At 70.2% G+C, this 23,299-nt stretch carries 26 protein-coding genes; 23 read left to right on the top strand and 3 right to left on the bottom strand.

Annotated elements, in window-relative coordinates; genetic code table 11:
- The first annotated feature begins 142 nt into the window (after positions 1-142).
- The 9 genes from ligA to ACR5MH_RS05125 all read left to right on the top strand — a co-directional run bounded on the left by ligA (position 143) and on the right by ACR5MH_RS05125 (position 11,705).
- Positions 143-2,419: an NAD-dependent DNA ligase LigA gene (ligA, locus tag ACR5MH_RS05165; protein ID WP_433862363.1), complete on the top strand. Its 2,277-nt coding sequence runs from the start codon at positions 143-145 to the stop codon at positions 2,417-2,419.
- Between the two features lie 153 nt (positions 2,420-2,572).
- The gene (locus ACR5MH_RS05160; protein WP_431346316.1) at positions 2,573-3,886 is read left to right on the top strand and encodes an alpha/beta hydrolase; all 1,314 of its coding nucleotides are present in this window, start codon (positions 2,573-2,575) and stop codon (positions 3,884-3,886) included.
- 125 nt (positions 3,887-4,011) lie between these two features.
- Positions 4,012-4,308 carry an Asp-tRNA(Asn)/Glu-tRNA(Gln) amidotransferase subunit GatC gene (gene gatC, locus ACR5MH_RS05155; RefSeq protein WP_431346317.1) on the top strand — a complete coding sequence of 99 codons (297 nt, stop codon included), beginning with the start codon at positions 4,012-4,014 and terminating at the stop codon, positions 4,306-4,308.
- Positions 4,309-4,310: 2 nt separating this feature from the next.
- A complete protein-coding gene (gene gatA, locus ACR5MH_RS05150; RefSeq protein WP_431346318.1) occupies positions 4,311-5,858 on the top strand; it encodes an Asp-tRNA(Asn)/Glu-tRNA(Gln) amidotransferase subunit GatA in 1,548 nt (515 codons plus the stop codon).
- Entirely contained in the window at positions 5,858-7,357 is a 1,500-nt protein-coding gene (gene gatB / locus ACR5MH_RS05145) for an Asp-tRNA(Asn)/Glu-tRNA(Gln) amidotransferase subunit GatB (protein ID WP_433862362.1), read from the top strand. Before gatA ends, gatB begins: the two co-directional genes overlap by 1 nt.
- Before the next feature lie 169 nt (positions 7,358-7,526).
- The gene (locus ACR5MH_RS05140; protein ID WP_431346319.1) at positions 7,527-8,102 is read left to right on the top strand and encodes a YbaK/EbsC family protein; all 576 of its coding nucleotides are present in this window, start codon (positions 7,527-7,529) and stop codon (positions 8,100-8,102) included.
- On the top strand, positions 8,099-9,019 hold the full coding sequence (locus ACR5MH_RS05135) for an oxygenase MpaB family protein (RefSeq protein WP_431346320.1): 921 nt from the start codon (positions 8,099-8,101) through the stop codon (positions 9,017-9,019). Before ACR5MH_RS05140 ends, ACR5MH_RS05135 begins: the two co-directional genes overlap by 4 nt.
- Before the next feature lie 419 nt (positions 9,020-9,438).
- Positions 9,439-11,196, top strand: coding sequence for an APC family permease (locus tag ACR5MH_RS05130; RefSeq protein WP_433862361.1), 1,758 nt, complete (start codon positions 9,439-9,441; stop codon positions 11,194-11,196).
- On the top strand, positions 11,193-11,705 hold the full coding sequence (locus ACR5MH_RS05125; protein ID WP_433862360.1) for a PaaI family thioesterase: 513 nt from the start codon (positions 11,193-11,195) through the stop codon (positions 11,703-11,705). Before ACR5MH_RS05130 ends, ACR5MH_RS05125 begins: the two co-directional genes overlap by 4 nt.
- A gap of 19 nt (positions 11,706-11,724) precedes the next feature.
- On the opposite strand, the gene ACR5MH_RS05120 is transcribed toward ACR5MH_RS05125, so the two are convergent.
- Both ACR5MH_RS05120 and ACR5MH_RS05115 read right to left on the bottom strand, forming a co-directional pair.
- Positions 11,725-13,428 carry a long-chain-fatty-acid--CoA ligase gene (locus tag ACR5MH_RS05120; protein WP_431346325.1) on the bottom strand — a complete coding sequence of 568 codons (1,704 nt, stop codon included), beginning with the start codon at positions 13,426-13,428 and terminating at the stop codon, positions 11,725-11,727.
- 10 nt (positions 13,429-13,438) lie between these two features.
- Entirely contained in the window at positions 13,439-14,104 is a 666-nt protein-coding gene (locus tag ACR5MH_RS05115) for an SDR family oxidoreductase (RefSeq protein WP_431346326.1), read from the bottom strand.
- 86 nt (positions 14,105-14,190) lie between these two features.
- Between ACR5MH_RS05115 and ACR5MH_RS05110 the strand changes: the two genes are divergently transcribed.
- Genes ACR5MH_RS05110 through ACR5MH_RS05085 form a run of 6 tightly spaced genes read left to right on the top strand, consistent with a single transcriptional unit; the run spans position 14,191 to position 16,904 of the window.
- Complete coding sequence (locus tag ACR5MH_RS05110; RefSeq protein ID WP_433862359.1) at positions 14,191-14,709, top strand: DUF6412 domain-containing protein; 519 nt, start codon at positions 14,191-14,193, stop codon at positions 14,707-14,709.
- 2 nt (positions 14,710-14,711) lie between these two features.
- Positions 14,712-15,341: a YidC/Oxa1 family membrane protein insertase gene (locus tag ACR5MH_RS05105; RefSeq protein ID WP_433862605.1), complete on the top strand. Its 630-nt coding sequence runs from the start codon at positions 14,712-14,714 to the stop codon at positions 15,339-15,341.
- Between the two features lie 32 nt (positions 15,342-15,373).
- On the top strand, positions 15,374-15,511 hold the full coding sequence (locus tag ACR5MH_RS05100; protein ID WP_433862358.1) for a hypothetical protein: 138 nt from the start codon (positions 15,374-15,376) through the stop codon (positions 15,509-15,511).
- Positions 15,508-15,684, top strand: a complete 177-nt coding sequence (locus ACR5MH_RS05095; protein ID WP_433862357.1) for a hypothetical protein — start codon at positions 15,508-15,510, stop codon at positions 15,682-15,684. Before ACR5MH_RS05100 ends, ACR5MH_RS05095 begins: the two co-directional genes overlap by 4 nt.
- Before the next feature lie 3 nt (positions 15,685-15,687).
- Positions 15,688-16,224: a DUF1697 domain-containing protein gene (locus tag ACR5MH_RS05090; RefSeq protein ID WP_431346330.1), complete on the top strand. Its 537-nt coding sequence runs from the start codon at positions 15,688-15,690 to the stop codon at positions 16,222-16,224.
- A 53-nt stretch (positions 16,225-16,277) separates the two neighbouring features.
- Complete coding sequence (locus ACR5MH_RS05085) at positions 16,278-16,904, top strand: hypothetical protein (protein WP_431346331.1); 627 nt, start codon at positions 16,278-16,280, stop codon at positions 16,902-16,904.
- A gap of 1 nt (position 16,905) precedes the next feature.
- Here ACR5MH_RS05085 and ACR5MH_RS05080 read toward each other — a convergent pair whose 3' ends face one another.
- On the bottom strand, positions 16,906-17,910 hold the full coding sequence (locus tag ACR5MH_RS05080; protein WP_431346332.1) for an aldo/keto reductase family protein: 1,005 nt from the start codon (positions 17,908-17,910) through the stop codon (positions 16,906-16,908).
- Between the two features lie 102 nt (positions 17,911-18,012).
- Here ACR5MH_RS05080 and ACR5MH_RS05075 point away from each other — a divergent pair, with 102 nt between their 5' ends.
- The 8 genes from ACR5MH_RS05075 to ACR5MH_RS05040 all read left to right on the top strand — a co-directional run bounded on the left by ACR5MH_RS05075 (position 18,013) and on the right by ACR5MH_RS05040 (position 23,282).
- Positions 18,013-19,287, top strand: coding sequence for a DNA polymerase IV (locus tag ACR5MH_RS05075; protein WP_431346333.1), 1,275 nt, complete (start codon positions 18,013-18,015; stop codon positions 19,285-19,287).
- 216 nt (positions 19,288-19,503) lie between these two features.
- A complete protein-coding gene (locus ACR5MH_RS05070) occupies positions 19,504-19,794 on the top strand; it encodes a WXG100 family type VII secretion target (protein ID WP_179605143.1) in 291 nt (96 codons plus the stop codon).
- Positions 19,795-20,054: 260 nt separating this feature from the next.
- The gene (locus tag ACR5MH_RS05065; protein WP_431346334.1) at positions 20,055-20,246 is read left to right on the top strand and encodes a hypothetical protein; all 192 of its coding nucleotides are present in this window, start codon (positions 20,055-20,057) and stop codon (positions 20,244-20,246) included.
- The gene (locus ACR5MH_RS05060; protein WP_433862356.1) at positions 20,237-21,079 is read left to right on the top strand and encodes a hypothetical protein; all 843 of its coding nucleotides are present in this window, start codon (positions 20,237-20,239) and stop codon (positions 21,077-21,079) included. The genes ACR5MH_RS05065 and ACR5MH_RS05060 overlap by 10 nt, the downstream gene beginning before the upstream one ends.
- Before the next feature lie 89 nt (positions 21,080-21,168).
- A complete protein-coding gene (locus ACR5MH_RS05055; RefSeq protein ID WP_431346336.1) occupies positions 21,169-21,690 on the top strand; it encodes a hypothetical protein in 522 nt (173 codons plus the stop codon).
- Positions 21,573-22,046 (top strand): DUF5085 family protein, encoded by a 474-nt coding sequence (locus ACR5MH_RS05050; protein WP_431346337.1) that lies wholly within the window; start codon positions 21,573-21,575, stop codon positions 22,044-22,046. The genes ACR5MH_RS05055 and ACR5MH_RS05050 overlap by 118 nt, the downstream gene beginning before the upstream one ends.
- Positions 22,047-22,152: 106 nt before the next feature.
- Positions 22,153-22,482, top strand: a complete 330-nt coding sequence (locus tag ACR5MH_RS05045) for a GerW family sporulation protein (protein ID WP_431346338.1) — start codon at positions 22,153-22,155, stop codon at positions 22,480-22,482.
- 179 nt (positions 22,483-22,661) lie between these two features.
- A complete protein-coding gene (locus ACR5MH_RS05040) occupies positions 22,662-23,282 on the top strand; it encodes an ECF transporter S component (protein ID WP_431346339.1) in 621 nt (206 codons plus the stop codon).
- Positions 23,283-23,299 lie beyond the last annotated feature (17 nt).

Here is a 23,299-nt window from a genome sequence, read left to right as displayed (position 1 = left end):
GCGGGCTGGGGCGCGTCGGGAACGGAGGAGATGCGGGTGGATAGGCGGCCGAAGTCCTCCGTTGACTGACTTCCGGCGGCGTGTCGTTGCGGGACTCCTCCGTTGCCGCCCTCGCGTCGGTGGGGGTGAATATGCTTGCTGGGTGGCGATCGAGACGAGCGAGCAGACCCCGGAGCAGACGGCGGACGCCGTGCAGGCCCGCGCGGAGGCCCAGGACCTGACCACCCGCATCCTGGAGCTGCGCGACGCGTACTACGAGCGCGACACCGTGCTCGTCAGCGACGAGGAGTACGACCGCCTGCTGCGGCGCCTCGGGGAGCTGGAACGCCTCCACCCCGAACTGCAGAGCCAGGACAGCCCCACGCAGACCGTCGGAGGCCGCGCGCAGACGACGCTCTTCACGCCCGTGCAGCACGCCGAGCGCATGCTCAGCCTCGACAATGTGTTCTCGCTCGACGAGTTCGAGACCTGGGCCGCGCGCGTCGAGCGCGACGCCGGCCGCCGGGTCGACTACCTCTGCGAGCTCAAGATCGACGGGCTCGCGATCAACCTCCGCTACGAGAACGGCGTGCTCGTCAGCGCGGCGACGCGCGGCGACGGCGTCGTGGGGGAGGACGTCACCGAGAACATCCGGCAGATCCCGGCCATCCCGCAGCGGCTGGCCGGCGACGGCCCCTTCCCGCCGCTGGTGGAGGTGCGCGGCGAGGTGTTCTTCCCCGTCGCCCAGTTCGACGAACTCAACGCCCACCAGCAGGAGGCCGGCGAGCGGGTCTTCGCGAACGCCCGCAACGCGGCCAGCGGCTCGCTCCGGCAGAAGGCAGAGGGCAAGAACGCCGCTCAGCTCGCTCTGATGCGCGACCGGCTCCGCCGCCTGCACATGCTCGTGCACGGCATCGGCGCGTGGGCGAACCCGCCGGTCGACGCGCAGTCGAAGATCTACGAGCTGCTGGGGTCGTGGGGGCTTCCCACCTCGACGCACTACCGCGTTCTCGGCACGGTCGCGGAGGTGGACGACTTCATCCGCTACTTCGGCGAGCACCGGGGCAGCGTCGAGCACGAGATCGACGGCATCGTCATCAAGGTCGACGAGCTGGCCCTCCATGACGAGCTGGGCGCGACCTCCCGGGCGCCGCGCTGGGCGATCGCCTACAAGTACCCGCCGGAGCAGGTCAACACCAAGCTGCTCGACATCGTCGTCAGCGTCGGTCGCACCGGCCGGGCGACGCCGTTCGCGGTGATGGAGAAGGTGCGTGTCGCGGGCTCCGAGGTGCGGCAGGCCACGCTGCACAACCAGGAGGTGGTGAAGGCCAAGGGCGTGCTGATCGGCGACACCGTCGTCCTGCGCAAGGCCGGCGACGTGATCCCCGAGGTCCTCGGCCCGGTCGTGGAGTTGCGCGACGGCACCGAGCGCCCCTTCGTCATGCCCGAGAACTGCCCGGAGTGCGGCACGAAGCTGGCGCCCGCCAAGGAGGGCGACATCGACCTCCGCTGCCCAAACGCGGAGTTCTGCCCCGCCCAGGTCCGCGGTCGCGTGGAGCACATCGGCTCGCGCGGCGGTCTCGACATCGAGGCGCTCGGGGAGGTCGCGGCCGCCGCTCTCACCCAGCCGCGCTTCCCGGAGAAGCCGCCGCTGCCGACCGAGGCCGGGCTGTTCGGTCTGACCGTGCGGGAGCTGTTCCCGATCGAGGTGGTCGTCCGCGACTCCGAGACAGGGTTGCCGAAGCTCACCGAGTCCGGCGCCGAGAAGGTGGACACACCGTTCCGCCGTCGTCGGCAGAAGAAGGACGGACCGTTCCAGCCCGACGCCGAACAGTTCGGCGGCGACGAGCTCTACGTCCCGTCCAAGAACGCGCTGGAGCTGGTCGCGAACCTCGCGGCGGCCCGCACGAAGCCGCTCTGGCGCATCCTCGTCTCGCTCAACATCCGGCATGTCGGCCCGGTGGCCGCGCGCGCGCTGGCCGACCACTTCGGGTCGCTCGACGCGATCCGCGGCGCCTCGCGCGAAGAGCTGGCCGCGGTCGACGGCGTCGGCGGCATCATCGCCGACGCGGTGCTCGCGTGGTTCGAGGTCGATTGGCACCGGGAGATCGTCGAGCGCTGGGCCGCCGACGGTGTGCAGTTCGCGACGCCCGGCCACGCCGGCCCCGGTGCGCAGTCCGACGCGGGCGGAGTCCTCTCGGGCCTGACCGTCGTCGCCACGGGTTCGCTGGAGGGCTTCACCCGCGAAGGGGCGCAGGAGGCGATCATCGCGGCCGGCGGCAAAGCGGCCTCCAGCGTGTCCAAGAAGACCGATTTCGTCGCGGCGGGACCCGGCGCAGGGTCTAAGCTCGCCAGGGCGGAAGAACTCGGGGTCCGCGTCATCGACGCGGCCCAGTTCGCGATCCTTGTCGAAATGGGCCCCTCCGGGCTCGAGAACTAGTCCGTCACTTTGTGGACAGACCACAAGTTATCCCCCTGAATCGGGGGTAGAACGTCCATCCGTCCACCCCCGGATGCGGCTAGAGTCATGGTGTGCGCTCGCCCGGTGCACGCAAGGGCTTAGCTCGCTCGCTCTCGGAGGGACCCGGACGGAGTGCTGGTCGGCTTTGCAGCAGCTTCCATCGTCACCTCGGTCGTCACAGGACTGACCGGGGCCTTCGTCATGCCTGCCGACAGCGCGCAGGCGGCGCAGCTCTCCGCGGTCGCCCAGCCCGTGTCCGCGGCCATCGGCGACGCGCCGGCAAGCTCGGGCCCGGCGGGAGCCGGCGTCTCCGGCCCGAGCGCCGCCACCGTCTTCGGCTCGATCCGCGCGGTCGACCCCGCGGCGCTGCCCGGCTTCCTGGGTGCGCACGCCTCCGAGCTCGACCGGCTGCTGACCAACCCGCCGGCGGCGAGCGATGTCAGCCAGCTCTGGAAGCTCCTCGACCCCGCCCGTCAGGCGCAGCTGGTGAAATTCGCTCCGCACGTGATCGGCAATCTGGAGGGCGTCCCGTACGACGTCCGCGGCAAGGCGAACGTCCTCGACCTCGACCGCACCATCGCCGCCGCGACGTCCGACCTGCGCACCGAGCGCGGCAAGACCGAGCGCGTCGCCCTCAAACGGCAGCTCAGCACGCTCGGCAACGTCGAGACCGCGCTGAAGAAGAAGGACGGAGTGCAGCGCACCCTGGTGTCCCTGGACACGTCCGCGGACGCCCGGGCGGCCATCGTCGTCGGGAACCTCCGCACGGCGCGCTACGTGAGCGTGCTCGTGCCCGGCATGTACATGTCGGTGGGGGAGCAGGTGGAGGGCTGGGCCGGCGTCGCCCAGGACCTCTACTCGCAGGAGACCGGCTTCCTCAAGCGCTTCCTCGGCTCCCGCGCGAACACCACGACCCCGGGTGTCGCGGTCGTGGCCTGGATCGGCTACCAGACTCCGGTGCTGACCAACATCGGCGGCATGGACCTCGCCCGGCAGGGAGCCGACAGCCTGGAGCGCGCCCTGAGCGGCCTCCAGGAGCTGCGTCAGACGGACCCGCCGTACCTGAGCGTCCTCGCCCACTCGTACGGGTCGACCGCCGCGCTGCTCGCGTTGGAGAAGGGCACCGTCACAGTGGATGCGCTCGCGCTGATGGGCTCGCCCGGGTCCGACGCCCAGTCGGTGCGCCAGCTCGGCGTCCGCGACGGCAACGTGTACGTGGCCAAGGCGTCGATGGACCCGATCGTCAACAGCGCCTTCTTCGGCAGCGACCCGGGGGCGCCCTCCTACGGCGCGAAGACGATGGGGGTCGACGGGGCGGCCGACCCGATCACCCACAAGAGCCTCACCGGGTCGAGCGGCCACAACGAGTACTTCACGGCGGGGACCGAGTGCATGCGCAACCTCGCGCTGATCGGCATCGACCAGGGCGACCTCGTCCTCGGCTAGCTGCCCGGCGGGACCCGATGGGCAGGCGCGGGCCACACGCGTCACCCTAGAATTGAACTGCGCCCAACGAAATGAACGAGTTCAACCGTTTGGACCCACCCACTCAGACACCACCACGGAGACGCATGTCCGAAATCAGCGCAGAACAGGTCGCGCACCTGGCGAACCTCGCCAGGATCGACCTCAGCCCGGAAGAGATCGAGAGCCTCACCACCGAGCTCGGCCAGATCGTCGAGGCGGTCGCGAAGGTGCAGGAGGTCGCCGGGCCCGACGTCCCCGCGACCAGCCACCCGCTGCCGCTCACCAACGTGTTCCGGGCCGACGAGGTCCGCCCGTCGCTGACCGTCGAGCAGGCGCTCTCCGGCGCCCCTGAGCGCGACGGCGACCGCTTCAAGGTCGCCACCATCCTGGACGAGGAGTAAGCATGACGGATCTGACCAGGCTCTCCGCCGCGGCCCTCGCCGACCTGCTCGCCGCGCGCGAGGTCTCCTCCGTGGAGGCCACCCGCGCCCATCTCGACCGCATCGAGTCGGTCGACGCCGATGTGCACGCGTTCCTCCACGTCGCGGGTGAGAACGCGGTCCGCACCGCCGCCGAGATCGACGGCCGCCGGGCCGCGGGCGACGCGCTCGGCCCGCTGGCCGGCGTCCCGGTCGCGATCAAGGACGTGCTCGCCACCCACGACATGCCGTCGACCTCCGGGTCGCGCATCCTCGGGGGCTGGATCCCGCCGTACGACGCGACGGTCGTCCGCAAGCTGCGCGACGCCGACCTGGTGCCGCTCGGCAAGACCAACATGGACGAGTTCGCGATGGGCTCCTCCACCGAGCACTCGGCCTACGGCCCCACCCGGAACCCGTGGGACCTCGAGCGCATCCCCGGCGGTTCGGGCGGAGGCTCGGCCGCGGCCGTGTCGGCGTTCGAGGCGCCCTTCGCGCTCGGCTCCGACACCGGCGGCTCGATCCGCCAGCCCGCCGCGGTCACCGGCTCGGTCGGCGTCAAGCCGACGTACGGCGGCGTCAGCCGCTACGGCGCGATCGCCCTGGCGAGCTCGCTCGACCAGGTCGGCCCGGTTTCGCGGAGCGTGCTCGACGCCGGTCTGCTGCACGACGTCATCGCCGGGCACGACCCGCTCGACTCCACCTCCCTGACCGACACCTGGCCGTCGATGGCGGAGGCCGCGCGGGTGGGACTGCGCGAGGGCGCACTGAAGGGTGTGCGCGTCGGCGTCGTCCGTGAGCTGAACGGCGAGGGGTTCCAGGCCGGCGTCAAGCAGCGGTTCGTCGAGGCGCTGGCGCTCCTGGAGGGCGCCGGCGCGGAGATCGTGGAGGTCGGGGCCCCGAGCTTCGAGTACGCGGTCGCCGCCTACTACCTGATCCTCCCCGCCGAGGCGTCCAGCAACCTGGCCCGCTTCGACTCGGTGCGCTTCGGCCTCCGGGTGAAGCCGGAGGACGGCCCCGTCACCGTCGAGCGCGTGATGGCCGCGACCCGCGACGCCGGCTTCGGCACCGAGGTCAAGCGCCGCATCATCCTCGGCACCTACGCGCTGAGCGCCGGCTACTACGACGCCTACTACGGCTCGGCCCAGAAGGTCCGCACGCTCATCCAGCGCGACTTCTCCGCCGCGTTCGAGAAGGTGGACGTGCTGGTCAGCCCGAGCGCGCCGACCACCGCGTTCAAGTTCGGCGAGAAGCTGGCCGACCCGATGGCGATGTACCTCAACGACATCACCACCATCCCGGCGAACCTCGCGGGCGTGCCCGGCATGGGCCTGCCGATCGGTCTCGCGCCGGAGGACGGCCTCCCCGTCGGCATTCAGCTCATGACGCCGGCGCGCGCCGACGCCCGGCTGTACACGATCGGCGCCGCGCTGGAGCGGCTCCTGGAGGAGCAGTGGGGCGGCAGCCTGCTGAGCCAGGCGCCCGACCTGAGCGCCACGGAGATGTTCGCGAGCGAAGAGGGAGCGGTCTGATGGCCACGGCCGAACTGATGGATTACGACAAGGCCCTCGAGTTGTTCGAGCCCGTGCTCGGCTTCGAGGTCCACGTCGAGCTGAACACCGCGACCAAGATGTTCTGCGGCTGCGCGAACGAGTTCGGCTCCGGCGCGAACACGAACACCTGCCCGACCTGCCTCGGGCTGCCCGGCGGTCTCCCGCAGGTCAACGAGAAGGCGATCGAGTCGAGCATCCGCCTCGGGCTGGCGCTCGGCTGCGACATCGCGGAGTCGAGCCGGTTCGCCCGGAAGAACTACTTCTACCCCGACCTCGCGAAGGACTTCCAGACCTCCCAGTACGACGAGCCGATCGCGCACGACGGCGTAGTCACCATCGAGCTGGAGAGCGGCCGCGAGCTGACCATCCAGATCGAGCGCGCCCACATGGAGGAGGACGCCGGCAAGCTGACGCACGTCGGCGGCGCCACCGGCCGCATCCAGGGCGCCGACTACTCGCTGGTCGACTTCAACCGCGGCGGCGTGCCCCTGGTCGAGATCGTCACCAAGATGATCGAGGGCGCGGAGGCGGACGCCCCGGAGGTCGGCCGCACCTACGTGCGCGCCATCCGCGACCTGGTGAAGGCGCTCGGTGTCTCCAACGCGCGGATGGAGGAGGGCAACGTGCGCTGCGACGCGAACGTGTCGCTCCGCCCGCGCGGCTCGTCCGTGCTCGGCACGCGCACCGAGACCAAGAACGTCAACTCGCTCCGCTCGATCGAGCGCGCTGTCCGCTACGAGATCCAGCGCCAGGCGGCGATCCTCGACGCCGGCGGCACGATCACGCAGGAGACCCGGCACTGGCACGAGGACACCGGCACCACCTCCGCCGGCCGGCCGAAGTCGGACGCCGACGACTACCGGTACTTCCCGGAGCCCGACCTCGTCCCCGTCGCGCCCAGCCGCGAGTGGGTCGAGGAGCTGCGCGGCACCCTTCCGGAGGCTCCGGCGGCACGCCGCAAGCGACTGACCGCGGAGTGGGGCTTCACCGCCCTGGAGTTCCAGGACGTCGACAACGCCGAGCTGCTGGACGAACTGGAGGCGACCATCGCCGCCGGCGCGACCCCCGCCGCCGCCCGCAAGTGGTGGACCGGTGAGATCGCGCGTCTCGCGAACGCGCAGGGAGTCCCGGCCGGCACGCTGGTCAGCCCGCAGCACGTCGCCGAGCTCGCCGCGCTGGTCGACGCCGGCACGCTCACCGACCGCCTGGCCCGTCAGGTGCTCGAGGGCGTCATCGCCGGGGAGGGCGCGCCGCAGGAGGTCGTCGACGCCCGCGGGCTCGCCGTGGTCTCCGACGACGGCGCCCTGATCGCGGCCATCGATGAGGCCCTGGCCGCCCAGCCGGACGTGCTGGAGAAGATCCGCGACGGCAAGGTCCAGGCCGCGGGCGCGGTCATCGGCGCCGTCATGAAGGCGATGAAGGGCCAGGCGGACGCGGCACGCGTGCGCGAGCTGGTGCTGGAGCGCGCCTCGCAGTGAGCGGCGCTCTCGAGCGCCGCCGCAACAGCGGCGGCGCTCGAGAGCGATTCGTGACGAATGTCGTGTTCGCCACCCGGCGCGATTCGTGACGAATGTGGTGAATGTCGCCGCCACACCCCACATTCGTGACGAATGTCGGGAGCGTCGCCCGGCGCGCTAGCGTAGGCGCATGGGCGTTTTTACTCTTGGGGGGCTGACCACGGAGCCTGCCTCCTCGCGCACAGACCTGCTCGCCCCGGGCACGCTCGCGATGTTGACGGACCTCGGCTGGCTGGACGAGGTCGGCGTCGTGGAGATCGACCCGGATGTGTCGGACACCGCGGCCACCCGGGAGGAGTTCGGTCTGACCGCCGACACGCTCGCCAACTGCGTCGTCGTCGGCGGTAAGCGCGAGGGTGCGGAGCGGATCGCCGCGTGCGTCGTGCTCGCCACCACCCGGGCCGACGTCAACAACACCGTCAAGCGGCTGCTCGACGTCCGCAAGGCCTCGTTCCTCCCGATGGAGCGCGCGGTCGAGCTGACCGGGATGGAGTACGGCGGAATCACGCCGATCGGCCTCCCGCGGGAATGGCCGCTGCTGGTCGACGCGCGGGTCGTGGCCGAGGGCGTCGTGGTCATCATCGGGTCGGGCGTGCGCCGCTCCAAGATCCTGCTGCCCGGCCGGCTGCTCGGCGACCTCCCGTCGGCCCAGATCATCGACGGCCTCGGGACGCCGCTGCCATCCGAGTCCGGCGCCCCACGATGACCGGGGCTCCCGTCGACCGCCTTCTCGGCCCCGTGCGCTCGCATCTGATCGAGACGCTGTCCGGACGCTCCGACCGCATCCCGAGCTGGGTGCTGCGGCTCGAGGACGGCGAGGACGAGGGGTTCTTCCCGGCGGGCGGCGCCGCCTGGACGGTGCACGGCGGCATGGCGACGCTCGTCGCGGGCGTCCGCGCCCTCCTGCTGCAGGCGCTGCACCCGGGAGCGCTGGCCGGCGTCCGCGAGCACTCCCGCTACCGAGAGGACCCGCTGGGCCGGCTGGCCGGGACCATCCAGTGGATCCACACGGTCACTTTCGGCAGCCGCGGTCAGGCCATCGCCGGCTCGGAGATGGTGAAGACCCTGCACGAGCGCGTGCACGGCAGCTACGTCGACGGGCACGGCGTCACGCGCCCCTATGCGGCGAACGACCCCGACCTCGCCGAGTGGGTGCACCTGGCCTTCACCGACGCCTTTCTCACCGCGCACGAGCACTGGGGGCCGCCTATCCCGGGCGGCGCCGACGGCTACGTGGGCGAGTGGGCCATCGCGGCGGAGCTGATGGGAGTGGCGGACCCGCCGCGCACGGCCGCCGACCTCCGCGCCAGGATCGACGCCGTCACCGACGCGGGCGAGCTGCGCGGCGGCCCCGAGGTGGCGGAGATCGTGCGCTTCATCCGGCGGGCGCCGCTGCGCCGGACGCTGCGGCCGTCGTACCGGGTGCTGTTCCGCGCGGCGGTGTCGACGATGGAGCCGCGGTACCGCGCCCTGCTGGGGCTTCCTGTCGCCGACCGGCTGCCGATCCACCGCGCGACGAGCGTTGTGCTCGCGGGCGCGCGGGTGCTGCTCGGGCCGCAGACGCAGGCCGAGCTGGCTGCGCGGCGACGCCTGGCGCGGCTCGCGGCGACGACCGGAGGGTGAGCGGGCGGCCCGCGCGTCGTCTGTGAGAACGTGCAACCCCGCGGGGCCGTCTCGGAGTTGCGTTGTGCTGCGCGTGACTGTGCCGTCCCGTTCGTCTGTGAGAACGTGCAACCCCGCGGGGCCGTCTCGGAGTTGCGTTGTGCTGCGCGTGACTGTGCCGTCCCGTTCGTCTGTGAGAACGTGCAACCCCGCGGGGCCGTCTCGGAGTTGCGTTGTGCTGCGCGTGACTGTGCCGTCCCGTTCGTCTGTGAGAACGTGCAACCCCGCGGGGCCGTCTCGGAGTTGCGTTGTGCTGCGCGTGACTGTGCCGTCCCGTTCGTCTGTGAGAACGTGCAACCCCGCGGGGCCTGCTCGGAGCTACGCTGTGCTGCGGTGGCCCGTTCACCGGTGAGCGGACCCGAGTCACCGGAGGTGTTGCCATGACATCCACCCGTCCAACCGCGCCCGACGAGGCCGGGAACAAGGGCCTCAAAGGGGGCGCGCTCGGCCTCGTGTCCGGAGTCGTCGTCGGTGTGGCCTCCACGGCGCCCGCCTACAGCCTCGCCGCGAGCCTCGGCTTCATCGTCGTGGGCGGCACTCTCGCCGCCGGCGTCAAGGCGCCCGGCATCGTGCTGCTGGCCTTCATCCCGATGTACCTGATCGCCGTGGCGTACCAGGAGCTCAACAAGGCCGAGCCCGACTGCGGCACGACCTTCACCTGGGCGGCCCGCGCGTTCGGGCCGATCACGGGGTGGATGGGGGGCTGGGGCATCGTCATCGCGGACGTGATCGTGATGTCCAACCTGGCGCAGATCGCCGGCCAGTACTCCTTCACGTTCGTCGGCGGCTTCGGCCTTCCGGGCGTGGCGGCGCTCGCGAACAACAATTTCGCCGTGACGATAGCCGGCCTGGTCTGGATCGCCCTGATGACCTGGATCTGTTACCGCGGCATCGAGGTGTCCGCGCGATTGCAGTACTTCCTGCTCGGCTTCGAGGTCGTCATCCTGATCCTCTTCGCCGTGTATGCGCTGGTGCGGGTCTACTCCGGCACCGCTGAGCCGTACTCGCTCATCCCGCAGTGGTCGTGGTTCAACCCGTTCACCCTCGACTTCGCTCAGACCATCGCCCCCGCGCTGCTGACCGCGATCTTCATCTACTGGGGCTGGGACACCGCGGTCTCCATCAACGAGGAGACCAAGAACCCGGAGAAGACCCCCGGTCGCGCCGCCATCATCAGCACGCTCCTCCTGCTCGGCACGTACGCGCTCGTGACGGTCGCCACCGTCGCGTTCGCGGGCGTCGGCACCAAGGGCATCGGGCTGGCGAACCCGGCGAACTCGGGCGACGTGTTCTCGGCGATCGGGCCCACGCTGTTCGGCAGCGGGCCGATCGGCGCCATCCTGATGACGCTGCTCGGCTTCTCCATCCTGACGTCGGCTTCCGCGTCGACGCAGACCACCATCCTGCCGACCGCGCGGACGACGCTGTCGATGGCGGTCTACAAGGCCATCCCGGAGAAGTTCGCGCGCATCCACCCGAGGTTCCTGACGCCCACCTGGTCCACGATCGGGATGGGGCTGGTGTCCGCGGCGTTCTACCTCGTGTTCACAGCGATCAGCGTCACCCTGCTCACCGCGCTGATCGGCTCGATCGGCCTGATGATCGCCTTCTACTACGGGCTGACCGGGTTCGCGTGCGTCTGGTACTACCGCCGGACGCTGTTCACGAGTTTCCGGCACGCGATCATGCGCGGGCTGTTCCCGCTGGTCGGCGGCCTCATGCTGCTGGCGGTGTTCATCTACGGCGTCATCAGCTTCTCGGCGCCCGACTGGCTGACCGACGCGAACGGCAAGAACGTGACCATCTTCGGCATCGGGGCGGAGGCGGTGGTCGGCATCGGCGGCATCCTGATCGGCGTCGTGCTGATGGTCGTCTGGCGGATCATCCGGCCCGACTACTTCCAGGGCCGCACACTGCCGCGGCAGAGCGACGACATCATCCTGGAGCCGGTCGCGGTGGGCGACGAGCTGCCGTTCGGCACCGCGGCGTCGCGGATCCCCGCGACGGTGATCGCACCCGACTTCTCGAACCTCCCCGAGGGACAGACACCCGTCAACGCGGATACGCTCGAAGCGGTCGAGGAGCCGACGGACCTCCCGCCGGCCGACCCCGACCTGCCGCGGAAGGGGAGCGAGTGAGCCAGCGCACCAGCCGAGTGAACCAGCGCAGCCGAAACGTCGAGTGGGAGGACCCGGCGCCGGGCGTCGCCGTGATGCCGACGATGAGCGGCCTGGCGTACCTGCAGGCGATGATCGCGGGGGAGCTGCCGCCGCCGCCCATCGCGAAGCTGATGGGGATGACGCTGGCCGAGGCCGAGACCGGGCGCGCGGTGTTCGTCTGCGAGCCCGACGAGTCGCACTACAACCCGATCGGGACGGTGCACGGCGGCCTGGTCTGCACCCTGCTGGACTCAGCGATCGGCTGCGCGGTGCAGTCGACGCTGGCGCAGGGCCAGGGGTACACGTCGATCGAGATCAAGGTGAACTATCTGCGGCCGGTTTTCGTCGGCAGCGGCCCGCTCACCTCCAGCGCGACCGTGACGAAGCCGGGCAACCGGGTGGCGTTCGCGGACGGGGTCGTGACCGACGGGAGCGGAAAGACCGTGGCGACGGCGACGGGGTCGCTGCTGGTGTTCCCGATCGGGTGACGCCGGCCGATCGGGTGATTCAGGCCCCGGCCGCCTCCCGCTGCGCCACGAGCTGGTCGCGCACCTTCCGGCGGATCACCTTGCCGACGATGCTGCGCGGAAGCTCATCCACCTGCACGACGTGCTTCGGCACCTTGTACGCGGTCAGGCAGTCCCGGCCGTAGGAGCGGATCGCCTCCTCGTCGAACGAGGCCCCCGGCTCCATCACGACCGCGGCGACCACGTCCTCGCCGCCGCGGCGGTGTGGGAGACCGACCACGGCGACGTCCGCGACGCCCTCGAAGCTGCGCAGCGCGTCCTCCACCTCGGTCGGGGAGACGTTGAAGCCGCCGGTGACGATGAGCTCCTTGATCCGGTCCACGATGCGGACGAAACCCTCCTCGTCCATCGTCACGATGTCGCCGGTGCGGAACCAGCCATCGGCCGTGAGCACTTTCGCCGTCTCGTCGGCGTTGCGCCAGTACCCGGAGAACACCTGCGGCCCGCGGGCGAGCAGCTCGCCCTCCTCGCCGAACGCCCGGTCGACGGACGGGTCGTCCGGGTCGGCGACGCGCAGCTCGGTGCCGGGCAGCGCGAGGCCGACCGTCCCGGGCTTGCGGGTCGCGCCGACCGGGTTCGCCATCAGCACCGGCGAGCACTCGGACAGGCCGTAGCCCTCGACCAGATAGCCGCCGGTCTTCGACTCCCAGAGGTCGACGATGCTCTGCGGGAGGCTCATCGCGCCGGAGATCGCGATGTCGATGCCCGACAGCGAGACCTTCCGCTGCTCGGCGGCCTGCACCAGGCGCTCGTAGATCGGCGGCACGGCGGGCAGGAAGGTCGCCGGTCGCTTCTTCACGACCTCCAGCACCAGGTCCGGGTCGAACTTCGGGAACAGCACCAGCCGCGACCCCATGCTCATCGCGAAGGTGAGGCAGAGCGTGAGCCCGTAGGCGTGGAACAGCGGGAGGACCGCGTAGACCACCGAGGTGCCGCGCTCGATCGTCGGAACCCACGCCCGCGCCTGCGCCGCGTTCACCGCGAGGTTGAGGTGGCTGAGCATGACGCCTTTCGGACGCCCGGTGGTCCCGCTCGTGTACTGGATGAGCGCGAGGTCGTCGCGCTCCGGTCGCGGCACGGAGGCCTTCAGTCGTCGCGACGAGACGAGCGTCTCCCACGTGACGGTGCCGGAGACCGTCGCGGTGAGCTGCTCGCGCGCCTTGCGGGCGGCGCGGACCGGGAGGCGGAGGGCGAAGCGCTTGCTCGCGGGCATCCCGCGCGTGATGTCCACCGAGATCACGGTCGTGACGCCGAGGTCGGCGGGGAGGTCCTGGACCATGTGCACCGCCTTGTCCCAGACGATCGCCACGGTCGCGCCGTGGTCCTCGAACTGATGCCGGAGCTCGCGCGGGGTGTACAGCGGGTTGTGCTCCACCACGACCGCGCCGAGCCGCAGCACCGCGTAGAACGCGACGACGTGCTGGGGGCAGTTCGGCAGGACGAGCGCCACCCGGTCGCCCTTGCGGACGCCGCGCGTGCGGAGGCCCTCCGCGGCACGGGCGATCTGGTCGCCGAGCTCGGCGTAGGTCGTCGTCGCGCCGAAGAACTCCAGGGCGACGTGCTTGCTGTACGTCGCGACCGAGTCGTCGATCAGGTGGGCGAGGGATCCGTCCGGCAGATCCACGTCGGAGGGGACGCCCGGCGCGTAGGCGGAGACCCAGGGGCGATCGCTGTAGCTGCTCACAGGGAAGAGCCTATTGGGCCGCCGTCAGGGCGTGCACGGCCTCCTCGATCGGGGCGTCGCCGGAGATGACCTCCCAGGTGCGGCCGATCGTGGCGGGCTCGGTCAGGCAGACGGCGATCAGCCGGGCCACGTCCTCGCGCGCGATGGTGCCGCGCGGCACGCTCTCGCCGAGCTGGACCGCGCCCGTCCCCTCCTCGAAGGTGAGGCCTCCCGGACGGAGGATCGTCCAGTCCAGCCCGGAGGCGCGCAGCGCGTCGTCGGCATCGCGCTTGGCCTCCACATAGGCGCGCCACTGCGGGTCGGCGTCCTCCGCCACCGGGGCGTCGACGCCCCACGCGCTCACCTGCACGAACCGGCGGACGCCGGCGGAGGCGGCGGCCTCGGCGGACTTCACCGAACCGGCATAGTCGACCGTGCGCTTCCGGGCGACGCCCGACCCCGCTCCGGCGCCTGCCGTGAACACGACCGCGTCGCAGCCGACGAAGGCCATGGCGATGGCGCCGGAGTCGGCCTGTTCGATGTCGATGACGTGGCCTTCGCCGCCCAGACGGTAGACGTCCTCGGCGTGCTCGTCGCTGCGGACGAGGCCGACGAACTCGTCCCCCCGGTCGTAGAGCACCCGCATGAGCTGCTGGGCGACTTTTCCGTGGGCTCCGACGATTGCGATTCGACTCATGCATCCATCTTGCTCCTGTTCGGGCCCGCTCCGCTCACGGCGAACGTGCGCGCGGCCCGGCGGGCGGATGCGTTACGGTCGTGCACATGACCGGTCTGCTGGAGTTCGTGGCGCGTTTCTTCGCGCCGGGCTCTGGCCTGTCGGTGCTGTGGCACTCCGCGGCCTGGCCGGGAGGTCTCTCCGGGCTCGTCGCCCTCGTCGGCCTGGCCGGCGCGATCGGGATCGTCGCGGTCGCCGCGACGGCAGTGGTGCGCTCGGTCGCCGCTCTCGCGGCCTCGCTGCGCGCCCGCGCCGTCTGGTCGAACCCGCTGCAGCCTGCCGCCGGTTGGCTCCTCGAGAGCCAGGCCGACCCGGACGCGGACGGCCGTCCGCGGCCGAGAGCGCCGGGCATCCCCTGCCGGTCGCGTAGCCGGGCGATCTTCGCCCTGCGCGGCCAGACGACGTCTCGTTCGTTCCGACTGCAGGGATATCACCCATGGACTTCTTCTCCTGGCCGCCGATCGCGGCCGTCCTCGACGCGGCCTACGGCTTCGTCACCGCCCTCTCCGCCGCCGCCGAGCCCGTTGCGGGCACAGCCGCCGGCATCGTCGCGATCGTCGTCCTGACGATGACTGTGCGCGCCCTCCTCCTCCCCGTCGGCGTCAGCCAGGTGCGCGCCGAGTACACCCGGCGCCGGCTCGCCCCGGCCCTCGCCGAGCTTCAGCGCAGGCACGGGAAGGACCGCGAGCTGCTCGCCCGCAAGACGATGGAGCTCTACCAGGCCGAGCGCACCTCCCCGTTCGCCGGGATGCTGCCGCTGCTCGCGCAGCTCCCCGTCATCTCGCTGGTCTACGCGCTGTTCACGCACGCCACCATCGTCGGCCATGCCAACGCTCTGCTCGACGCTCACGTGCTCGGCGCGCCGCTCGGGACCAGCTTCGTCGGCCTCGCCGGCGCCGGGTCCGTCTGGCCGGGGTTCCTGGTCTACGCGGGCGTGCTGGTGCTCATCGCCGCCGTGACCACGGTGTCGCGGCGCGTGCTCGCGGTGCCGCAGCCGGACGGCACGCAGGCACCGACCGGCGTCGTGCGGGCGCTCTCGTTCCTGCCGTATGTCACGGTGGTCTTCGCGGCGTTCGTGCCGCTCGCCGCGGCCGTGTACATCCTGACGACCTCGGCCTGGACCGTCGTCGAGCGGGCCACGCTGCGCCGTCTGCTCGACCCGGAGCGGGGGAGGACCGCGCCGTCGACGTCGCACTGAGCCGGTCCCGATCGGCATGGGATGCTTGAGGCATGTGGAAGCGTGATCGTCCCCGTCCGCCGCGCGACCCGCGCGAGGCCACGCCCGGCCTCGGCGTGGGCGTGCAGGTGTACGTCGTCGAGCAGGAGCCGCCGTCGTCCGACGGCTGGCCGGGGAGCCGACGGGCGTGATCATCGCCGGCGGTGACCGCAGCCTCCGGGCGATCTCGCTGCCGAACGACGGCTTCACGAACTGGGTCGTCGCCTTCAGCGAGCCACAGGTGCGCCGCGACGGCAGCGGGCCGTACGAGACCGCGACCATTCCGGCCGTGCTGCTGGTGGCGGCCGAGCCAACGGAGGCCTGAGCAGTGCTCGGGGTCGGCCTGATCCGCGGTATCAACGTCGGCGGCAACGCGCGCGTCGCGAAGGCGGACCTCGCCGCCGCGTTCGAGGCGGCCGGCTTCGAGGACGTGGTCACCCTGCTGCAGAGCGGCAACGTCGTCTTCCGTGGGCCGGGTGCGCCTACCGCTGAGCAGGCGGACGCGGTCACCTCCGCGCTGGCGGAGTCGTCCGGAGTGTCGGCAGGCGTCGTCCTGCTGCCGGAGGAACGCTTCCGCCGGATCGCGGCGGACAACCCGCTGCTGGACGTCGCGGACGACGACTCCCGGCTCGTCGTGACCTTCCTCGACCACGACCTGCCCGCCGGAGTGAGCGCGCCGGACGACGCCGCGCTCTCCCCGGAGATCGTCCGGCTCGGCCAGCGCGCTGTCTACCAGTGGAGCCCGCTCGGCGTCTCGAAGTCGACCGTGTCGGGCGCGTTCTGGCGCAGTCTCGGGCCGGTGGCGACGGGCCGCAACCAGCGCACCGTCCTCCGCCTGATCGCCGAGCTCGACCGCCGCGCCTGAACGCTCGCGGGAACGCACTGCGGGAGGTCACCGGCTGCTCTTACAATGACGGCATGTTCGTCGAGGGCACCCTTCGATGGCAGGTCACGGAGGACTGCCCCTGGGACCTGCTGATCGCGCTCGCCCTGCGCGACCTCGTCGGCCTCGACAACACTCGCGAGCCCGCGCTCCCGCGGGTGTCGCCGTCGATCGTCCCGGCTCTTCACGGTGCGCTGGAGCGGAGTCGTGGAGCCGTGACCCTGGCCGCGAAGGACGTCCTGGAGACCCAGTGGCACGCCCTGTTCGAGCGCGCAGCGGACCGCGAGCACCGCCCGCTCACCCCGCTGTTGCAGCCTCCGCACTTCGCTGCGCTCGATCGCGCGATCGAGCTGCAGGACGTGGTGCTCGCCCAGTACGAGACGGCGGCGAGCTGGGCGCGCGAGCGGCGAGCCGAGTACGCCCGCGCGAGCATCGAGCGCCACGCGACGCGCTCCGCCGACATCGTGGACGTGGTCCACGAGCGGGAGCACGACCTCCGACGCCAGGCCGGCTACTTCCGGCTGGACATCGACGTGCTCCCGCTCGCCGAGCGCGGCGCGTGGATCGTGGGGCCGCACACGGTCGTGGTCAGCACCTCGCTGCGCGACGACTCGCCGGCGTTCCGCGACTGGTTCCGCCCGCTCGTCGCCGCGTTGGTGTGAGTCAGGCGACTCGCTGCGCCGGGGAGGTCGTCTCCGCCGGGTCGGTCACCGCGACGTCCCCGACCGCCTCGTCGATGCGGGCGAGCACGTCGCCGCTGAGCCGGACGCCCGCGGCCTTCACGTTGGAGGCCACCTGCTCCGGCCGGGATGCGCCCACGATCGCGCCGGACACGTTCGGGTTCTGCAGCACCCAGGCGATCGCGAGCTGCGCCATCGTCGCGCCGAGCTCGTCGGCGATCGGCTTCAGCCGCTGCACGGAGGTGAGGACGTCGTCGCGCAGGAAGCCCTTGATCGCGTTCGCACCGCCCTTGTCATCGGCTGCCCGGCTTCCCTCGGGAAGCGGCGCGCCCGGGAGGTACTTGCCGGTGAGCACGCCCTGCGCGACCGGGGACCAGACGATCTGCGAGATGCCCAGCTCGGCAGAGGTCGGCACGACCTGCTTCTCGATGACCCGCCAGAGCATCGAGTACTGCGGCTGGTTCGAGATGAGCTGGAAGCCGAGTTCCGTGGCGAGGGCGTGACCGGCGCGGAGCTGGTCGGCGGTCCACTCGCTGACGCCGATGTAGAGCGCCTTGCCCTGTCGCACGATGTCGGCGAACGCCTGCATCGTCTCCTCGAGCGGCGTCTCGTAGTCGTAGCGGTGCGCCTGGTAGAGGTCCACGTAATCGGTGCCGAGCCGGGTGAGCGAGCCGTCGATCGACTCGAGGATGTGCTTGCGCGAGAGTCCGGTGTCGTTGTGCCCCTTGGGACCGGTCGGCCAGTAGACCTTGGTGAAGATCTCCAGCGACTGGCGGCGCTGGCCCTTCAGGGCGTCGCCGAGCACCTGCTCTGCGGCGGTGTTCGCGTAGGCGTCCGCGGTGTCGAAGGTGCTGATGCCGGCGTCGAGGGCGGCGTGGACGCACTGCGTCGCCGTCTCGTTCTCGACCTGGGAGGCGTGCGTGAGCCAGTTGCCGTAGATGATCTCCGAGATCTTGAGACCGCTGTTGCCGAGGTATCTGAATTCCATGCCTCCACGCTAGTCCCGTGCTCCGGCGGCCGCCGTCCACGATGTCGTGGCCGGATGGGAGGATTGAGGGGTGGGAGGGCTTCTTCATGGGTAGGGTTCGTCGTGGGTAGGGCGGACGGCAGCGACCGGCGGGTGACGACCGCCGACGTCGACGACGCCGACGCCACCATCCTGCACGTCGACATGGACGCCTTCTTCGCCTCCGTCGAGCTGCTCGACCGGCCGGACGCCCGCGGCAAGCCCGCCATCGTGGGCCACGCCGGCGGCCGAGGGGTGGTCACCAGCGCCACCTACGAGGCGCGCCGGTTCGGCGTGCGAAGCGCGATGCCGGTCTCCCAGGCGCTGCGGCTGTGCCCGACCGCGATCATCTTGCCGCCGCACTACGAGAAGTACACCGAATACTCCGGCAAGGTGATGGACATATTCCACGAGGTGACCCCGCTGGTCGAGCCGCTCAGCATCGACGAGGCGTTCCTGGACGTCGCCGGTGCGCGCCGGCTGCTGGGGTCGCCGCGACGTATCGCCGAGCTCATCCGTTCGCGTGTCCGTGAGGAGACCGGCCTCACCTGCTCGGTCGGCGTCGCCGGCACGAAATTCATGGCCAAGCTCGCCTCCGGTCACGCCAAGCCGGACGGGATGCTCGTCATCCCGCCGGCCGACGCGGTCGCCTACCTGCGTCCGCTGCCGGTCGGCGCGCTCTGGGGCGTGGGCGCCAGCACCCAGGCGTCGCTGGAGCGGATGGGGATGCGGACCGTCGCCGACCTCGCCGACGCCCCGCTGACCGTTCTGCAGCGCGCCGTCGGCGACGCGACCGCGCACCGGCTGCACGAGCTCGCCAACGGTCGCGACCCGCGCCGGATCGTCACCGTCTCCCGCGAGAAGAGCATCGGCCATGAGAACACCTTCTCGGTCGACGTGGAGGACCCCGACACCCTGCGCCGAGAGCTGCTCCGGCTCTCCGGGCGGGTCGGCGAACGGCTCCGCAAGCACGGGATGGTCGGCCGCACGATCGCGATCAAGGTGCGGTTCTCCGACTTCCGCACCATCACCCGCTCCCGCACCCTCGCCGAGCCGACCAACGTCGGGCGGCGGCTGTTCGAGGAGGCCTGGGACGTCTTCGAGGCGCTCGACCTCCGCCTGAAGGACACCCCGATCCGGCTGATCGGCGTGCGGGCCGAGCAGCTCGCCGACGCCGGCGGCGACGCGCTCGCGCTGTGGGACCCGGACGAGGAGTGGCGCGAGGCCGAGCGCACCCTCGACGCGGTCAGCGCACGGTTCGGGCGCGGCACGATCGGCCCTGCCTCCCTGGTCCGCAGGGCGCGCGACGCCGACGCCGCCGAGCGCGACGGCCGCAACCCGCGCTGGCTGAGCGACTAGAGCGTGTCCTGAACCGCACCCCTCTCGTTGAGGATGCGTCTCGTTCAGTCGGCCACACCTCCTGCTCGCGGTGGAGCTGTTGTTCGTTAAGTGGTGTTCCGGACGATACGTGTCAGGTGTGAGATTTGACGCAAAAGGCGCGAGCTTATAGCGTCGAAACCCACATACTTCGCTCCACGCGGAAGTACGTCTTTGTGTCGAAACAGGGGGTTTCTCATGGGCCAGATCAGCGTTACGCCGGAAGAACTGAAGCAGCAGGCTCAGGTCTACACGCGCTCGAAGGAAGAGATCGAGCAGGCGATCCAGAAGGTCAACCAGATGAACTCGACCATTGCCGAGCAGTGGAAGGGTCAGGCGTTTCAGGCCTATCTCGAGCAGTACAACCAGTTGCACGAGAGCGTGAAGAAGTTCGAGGAGCTGCTGGTCAACATCAACGAGCAGCTGAACAAGTACGCGGACACCATCGCCGAGCGTGACGCGCAGGACGCGCAGAGCTTCGGCTTCTGATTGCGTTTGCCGTCGGTTGTGCCTACGGCGCGTCTCAGGTTGAGGCCGCAGGTTCCTCGGAGGTCGCGACGCGCGGCAGCCTCTCTGCGGTTGGTCGGCTGTTGCGGTGTTGTTTGAAGGGCGGGGAATGAAGGTCGCATCGAATACCGCCGCAGCGGAGGCTGCGGCTGCGGGTTTCGCGAGCATCGAGGTTGAGAGCGATGGGCGGCAGGTGGCGCTGGGGTCGAGCACTGTTGCGAGCATGCGAGAGGGCGCGGGCGTTGCGCCTGGACGCGAAGAACTACTTCGTGCAGAAGGGGCTGGCCGCGAGCAGAGAGCTCGACTCGTACGTGGGCCGGCTGGCACGCGATCACGCAGACCTTCTGGATGAGACAGAGCGGGAGGTCCGCTCGACGTCGGAGGCCGAGCTGGAACGGTTACGGCGAGAGAAGGCGGACGTGTCATGGGGCTGATCTACGACTCGGGGGACTCGGCTGCGTTGACGGGGGCGCTTTCGGCGAACCTGACGGCCGCGGCGGCTGTGCTGGATGCCACGGTCAGCGCCTGCGCACAGCTTCGGGAGGTTATGGCGGGTGGTGAGCTTTCGGGCAAGGGCTACTCGGCGGTCGACACCCTCTTCGCGCAGATCGTCCAGCCGTCCGTCGCGGATGCGCAGGGCGAGGTCGATGCCATCGAGGTGGACCTGGAGAAGTACACGCAGGCGGACTCGTTTGTGGCCGGCTTCGGGGTGCTGAAAGAGGATGAGCTGAACATCCAGCTCCGGGCGACGAGGGCGCAGCGGGACGCGACGGAGCGTCAGATCGAGGCGAACCGGACGGCGGCTGCTGCGTCATCGACGATTCCCGGGTTGGCTCCGGCGTTGGAGGCGGGGAACGCACAGTTGGAGTTGGTGCTGGCGCAGCTCGATGCCACCGTGCGGGATCTGGAGGGCAGGCTGCAGGCGTTGCATGACTTCGCTGCGCGGACAGCGGGGCTGTTCGTGGACAGGCTCGCGAATCTCGCGGCGGCGACCGGCGACACGGTTTCCCTTCTGGAGCAGTTGACGGGCTCGCTCATTCTCGGGTCTGTCGGCACCGGTCTCGGTGCTGGTTTGACGAGGCAGGCGATTCTGGATCAGCTCGCCGGCAACAAGATCGCCCGGGACGCTGAAGGTCGGTTGAAGTATGGCGGGAGGTTTCTGGTGCGCGCAATTGTCAAGAAGGTCGCGCTCTGGGTGGGCATTGTGTTCGCGTTCTGCGTGGTTCTGCTGGTCCTGACCAAGCTAGGGATGTCAGATACACGGTGACGAACCAGCGCGCGAGCGAAGTACGGAGTACACGATTGGAAGGACCACTTCATGCGGTTTAAGCAGCGGACGTTGAGCATGCCAACGTTGTGAGTCACACAGCAGAGCTTCACCCGGGGGACGAGCTGTTCGAGGTCGTGGACCCTGTCGGCGATTACTTCAAGCAGGTGTTGATGCACAACGGCTACTACACCAGTGGTCCCCTTGTGTTCTCCAGCGTTCCCGGCGGCCGAGACTTCACGATCATGACCACTCTCGGCAACCGGATCAACATCGTCGAGCACAGCGGTGAGAGTTTCCGTTTCAAGGAGCACCTCGAACTGGAGACCGACTTCTTCTACCGGCACTACGATCTGGAAAAGCCGGTGCCGTATGAGGAGATCGAGCGGGCGGTGGCGGCGGCGGGGCTGGAGATCAAGACCATCTACCACGTGGTCCTGAAGTTCTACGGCGAGGTCATGCTGGACCTGTATGTCGACGCGGTGGCTCGCGAATGGATGCTCTTCTCCAAGGCGTCACTTGCGGCGAGAAGCTGGCGTATCAGAACGTGGTCAGCCGCCGCGCGACCTTCCACTACAGCGAGCTCGGCGACCAGCTCGAATCGTTCGTGACGGACATCGTCCGGCAGGGTGGCACCCCGAAGGGTCCCTCCGTGTACAGCCTGAACAACGTGCCACTGGATGAAATCACCGACATCGAGTTCTTCCTCCCGATCCACGAGGCGGCCTTCAGAGCAGACGGAGGAATGCTGTTTCATTCCTCTTTCGAGATCAGCCCACTGGTAAAAGGAATCGTCACAGGAGACTTCGAGAACCAGACCGAGCTGATCTACGCGCGGCTCCTCGCTGCTCTCGACGCCAATGGCCTGGAGATCAACGCGCCCTTCTTCCATGTCTTCCCCGCAGACGGCTCCAAGTACGCGTCGGTGTACGTCGGCTATGCCGACCCGAGCGAAGCGGCGGACTGAGGAACGACTCGACGCGCTGGATGCCCCGTGAACGGGCGAACGGTCGCGTGCCACCCCGGCCATAACCGCCCTGGTCACGCCGGGGGACGCCGGGTACGGTGAACCCATGACGAACCTCTCCCTCAAGCTCGCCGAGACGATGAGCTCCTCCGGAATCAAGTCGGTCTACGGCGAGCCGATCGTCGTCGACGGCACCACGATCGTCCCCGTCGCCGCGGTGCAGTTCGGCTTCGGCGCGGGCGAAGGCCCCGGCGACGAGTCAGCGCCGGGCGGAGCGGGAGGCGGCGGCGCCGCGGTCCCGTTCGGCGCGTACATCAGCGACGAGACCGGCGTCCGGTTCCGGCCGAACCTGATCACGCTGCTCGCGGTCGCCATCCCGTTCGTGTGGGTGGCCGGTCACGCCTGGGCGCGGGTCATCCGCGCGCTCAAGCGGTAGCGCGCACGCGCACAGCCGCCCGGCGGTCTACACTGAACTCCTGAACACGGGAGTCCGGTGAGCCGGGCTGAGAGGAAGCTTCTCCAAGTTTCGACCGTCGAACCTGATCTGGGTCATGCCAGCGCAGGGAGGCATCTCACATCCCGTGCCCTCATTTCTGAACAGAAAGGGCACGAACAGTGCACGCAACCATTTCGTCCGTCTCCGCGACGTCCAAGCGCGTCCTCCGCTGGCGGGTCGTCGACATCGTCGTCGCCAGCGTCGTCGCCGTCGCAGCCGGCGTCGTCTTCTGGGTCTGGGGTCAGGCCTACAACCCGATCTCGGGGCCGGTCACCGCCGTCCTCCCGGGCTTCCAAGGCATTTTGAACGGCCCCTGGCTGTTCGCCGGCGTGCTCGTCGCGCTGATCGTCCGCAAGCCCGGCGCCGCCCTCTACGGCGAGATCGTCGCGGCCGTCGTCTCGATGCTGATCGGCACGCAGTGGGGCTTCGCCACGCTGCTGTCCGGCGTCGTGCAGGGGCTCGGCGCGGAGATCGTCTTCGCGATCTTCCTGTACGCCCGCTGGAACCTGGTGACTGCGCTGATCGCGGGCGCGGGCACCGGCATCGCCGAGTCGATCCTCGACCTGATCTACTCGTACCCCGGCTCCAAGCCGGAGTTCGCGATCGTCTACACGATCACGACGACCATCTCCGGCATCGTCGTCGCGGGCCTCGGCTCGTGGCTGCTGGTCAAGGCGATCGCCCGCACGGGAGCGCTCAGCCGGTTCGCCGCGGGCCGCGAGGTCACGGGGCGGGTCTAGGCGGCGGCCGGGAGGCG

The sequence above is a fragment of the Streptomyces sp. L7 genome (genome assembly GCF_050990935.1).
Lineage (GTDB): Bacteria > Actinomycetota > Actinomycetes > Actinomycetales > Microbacteriaceae > Leifsonia.
This window is presented reverse-complemented; position numbering and strand designations above follow the sequence as displayed.

Bases quoted from the DNA above. Each gene is read 5' to 3' on its own strand.
- ACR5MH_RS05045 (WP_431346338.1), top strand. From the start codon at position 22,153: ATGACGAACCTCTCCCTCAAGCTCGCCGAGACGATGAGCTCCTCCGGA.
- ACR5MH_RS05100 (WP_433862358.1), top strand. From the start codon at position 15,374: ATGTGGAAGCGTGATCGTCCCCGTCCGCCGCGCGACCCGCGCGAGGCC.
- ACR5MH_RS05070 (WP_179605143.1), top strand. From the start codon at position 19,504: ATGGGCCAGATCAGCGTTACGCCGGAAGAACTGAAGCAGCAGGCTCAG.
- gatB (WP_433862362.1), top strand. From the start codon at position 5,858: ATGGCCACGGCCGAACTGATGGATTACGACAAGGCCCTCGAGTTGTTC.
- gatA (WP_431346318.1), top strand. From the start codon at position 4,311: ATGACGGATCTGACCAGGCTCTCCGCCGCGGCCCTCGCCGACCTGCTC.
- ACR5MH_RS05060 (WP_433862356.1), top strand. From the start codon at position 20,237: ATGGGGCTGATCTACGACTCGGGGGACTCGGCTGCGTTGACGGGGGCG.
- ACR5MH_RS05135 (WP_431346320.1), top strand. From the start codon at position 8,099: ATGACCGGGGCTCCCGTCGACCGCCTTCTCGGCCCCGTGCGCTCGCAT.
- ACR5MH_RS05110 (WP_433862359.1), top strand. From the start codon at position 14,191: ATGACCGGTCTGCTGGAGTTCGTGGCGCGTTTCTTCGCGCCGGGCTCT.
- ACR5MH_RS05130 (WP_433862361.1), top strand. From the start codon at position 9,439: ATGACATCCACCCGTCCAACCGCGCCCGACGAGGCCGGGAACAAGGGC.
- ACR5MH_RS05085 (WP_431346331.1), top strand. From the start codon at position 16,278: ATGTTCGTCGAGGGCACCCTTCGATGGCAGGTCACGGAGGACTGCCCC.
- gatC (WP_431346317.1), top strand. From the start codon at position 4,012: ATGTCCGAAATCAGCGCAGAACAGGTCGCGCACCTGGCGAACCTCGCC.
- ACR5MH_RS05105 (WP_433862605.1), top strand. From the start codon at position 14,712: ATGACTGTGCGCGCCCTCCTCCTCCCCGTCGGCGTCAGCCAGGTGCGC.
- ACR5MH_RS05140 (WP_431346319.1), top strand. From the start codon at position 7,527: ATGGGCGTTTTTACTCTTGGGGGGCTGACCACGGAGCCTGCCTCCTCG.
- ACR5MH_RS05080 (WP_431346332.1), bottom strand. From the start codon at position 17,910: ATGGAATTCAGATACCTCGGCAACAGCGGTCTCAAGATCTCGGAGATC.
- ACR5MH_RS05115 (WP_431346326.1), bottom strand. From the start codon at position 14,104: ATGAGTCGAATCGCAATCGTCGGAGCCCACGGAAAAGTCGCCCAGCAG.
- ACR5MH_RS05050 (WP_431346337.1), top strand. From the start codon at position 21,573: ATGGATGCTCTTCTCCAAGGCGTCACTTGCGGCGAGAAGCTGGCGTAT.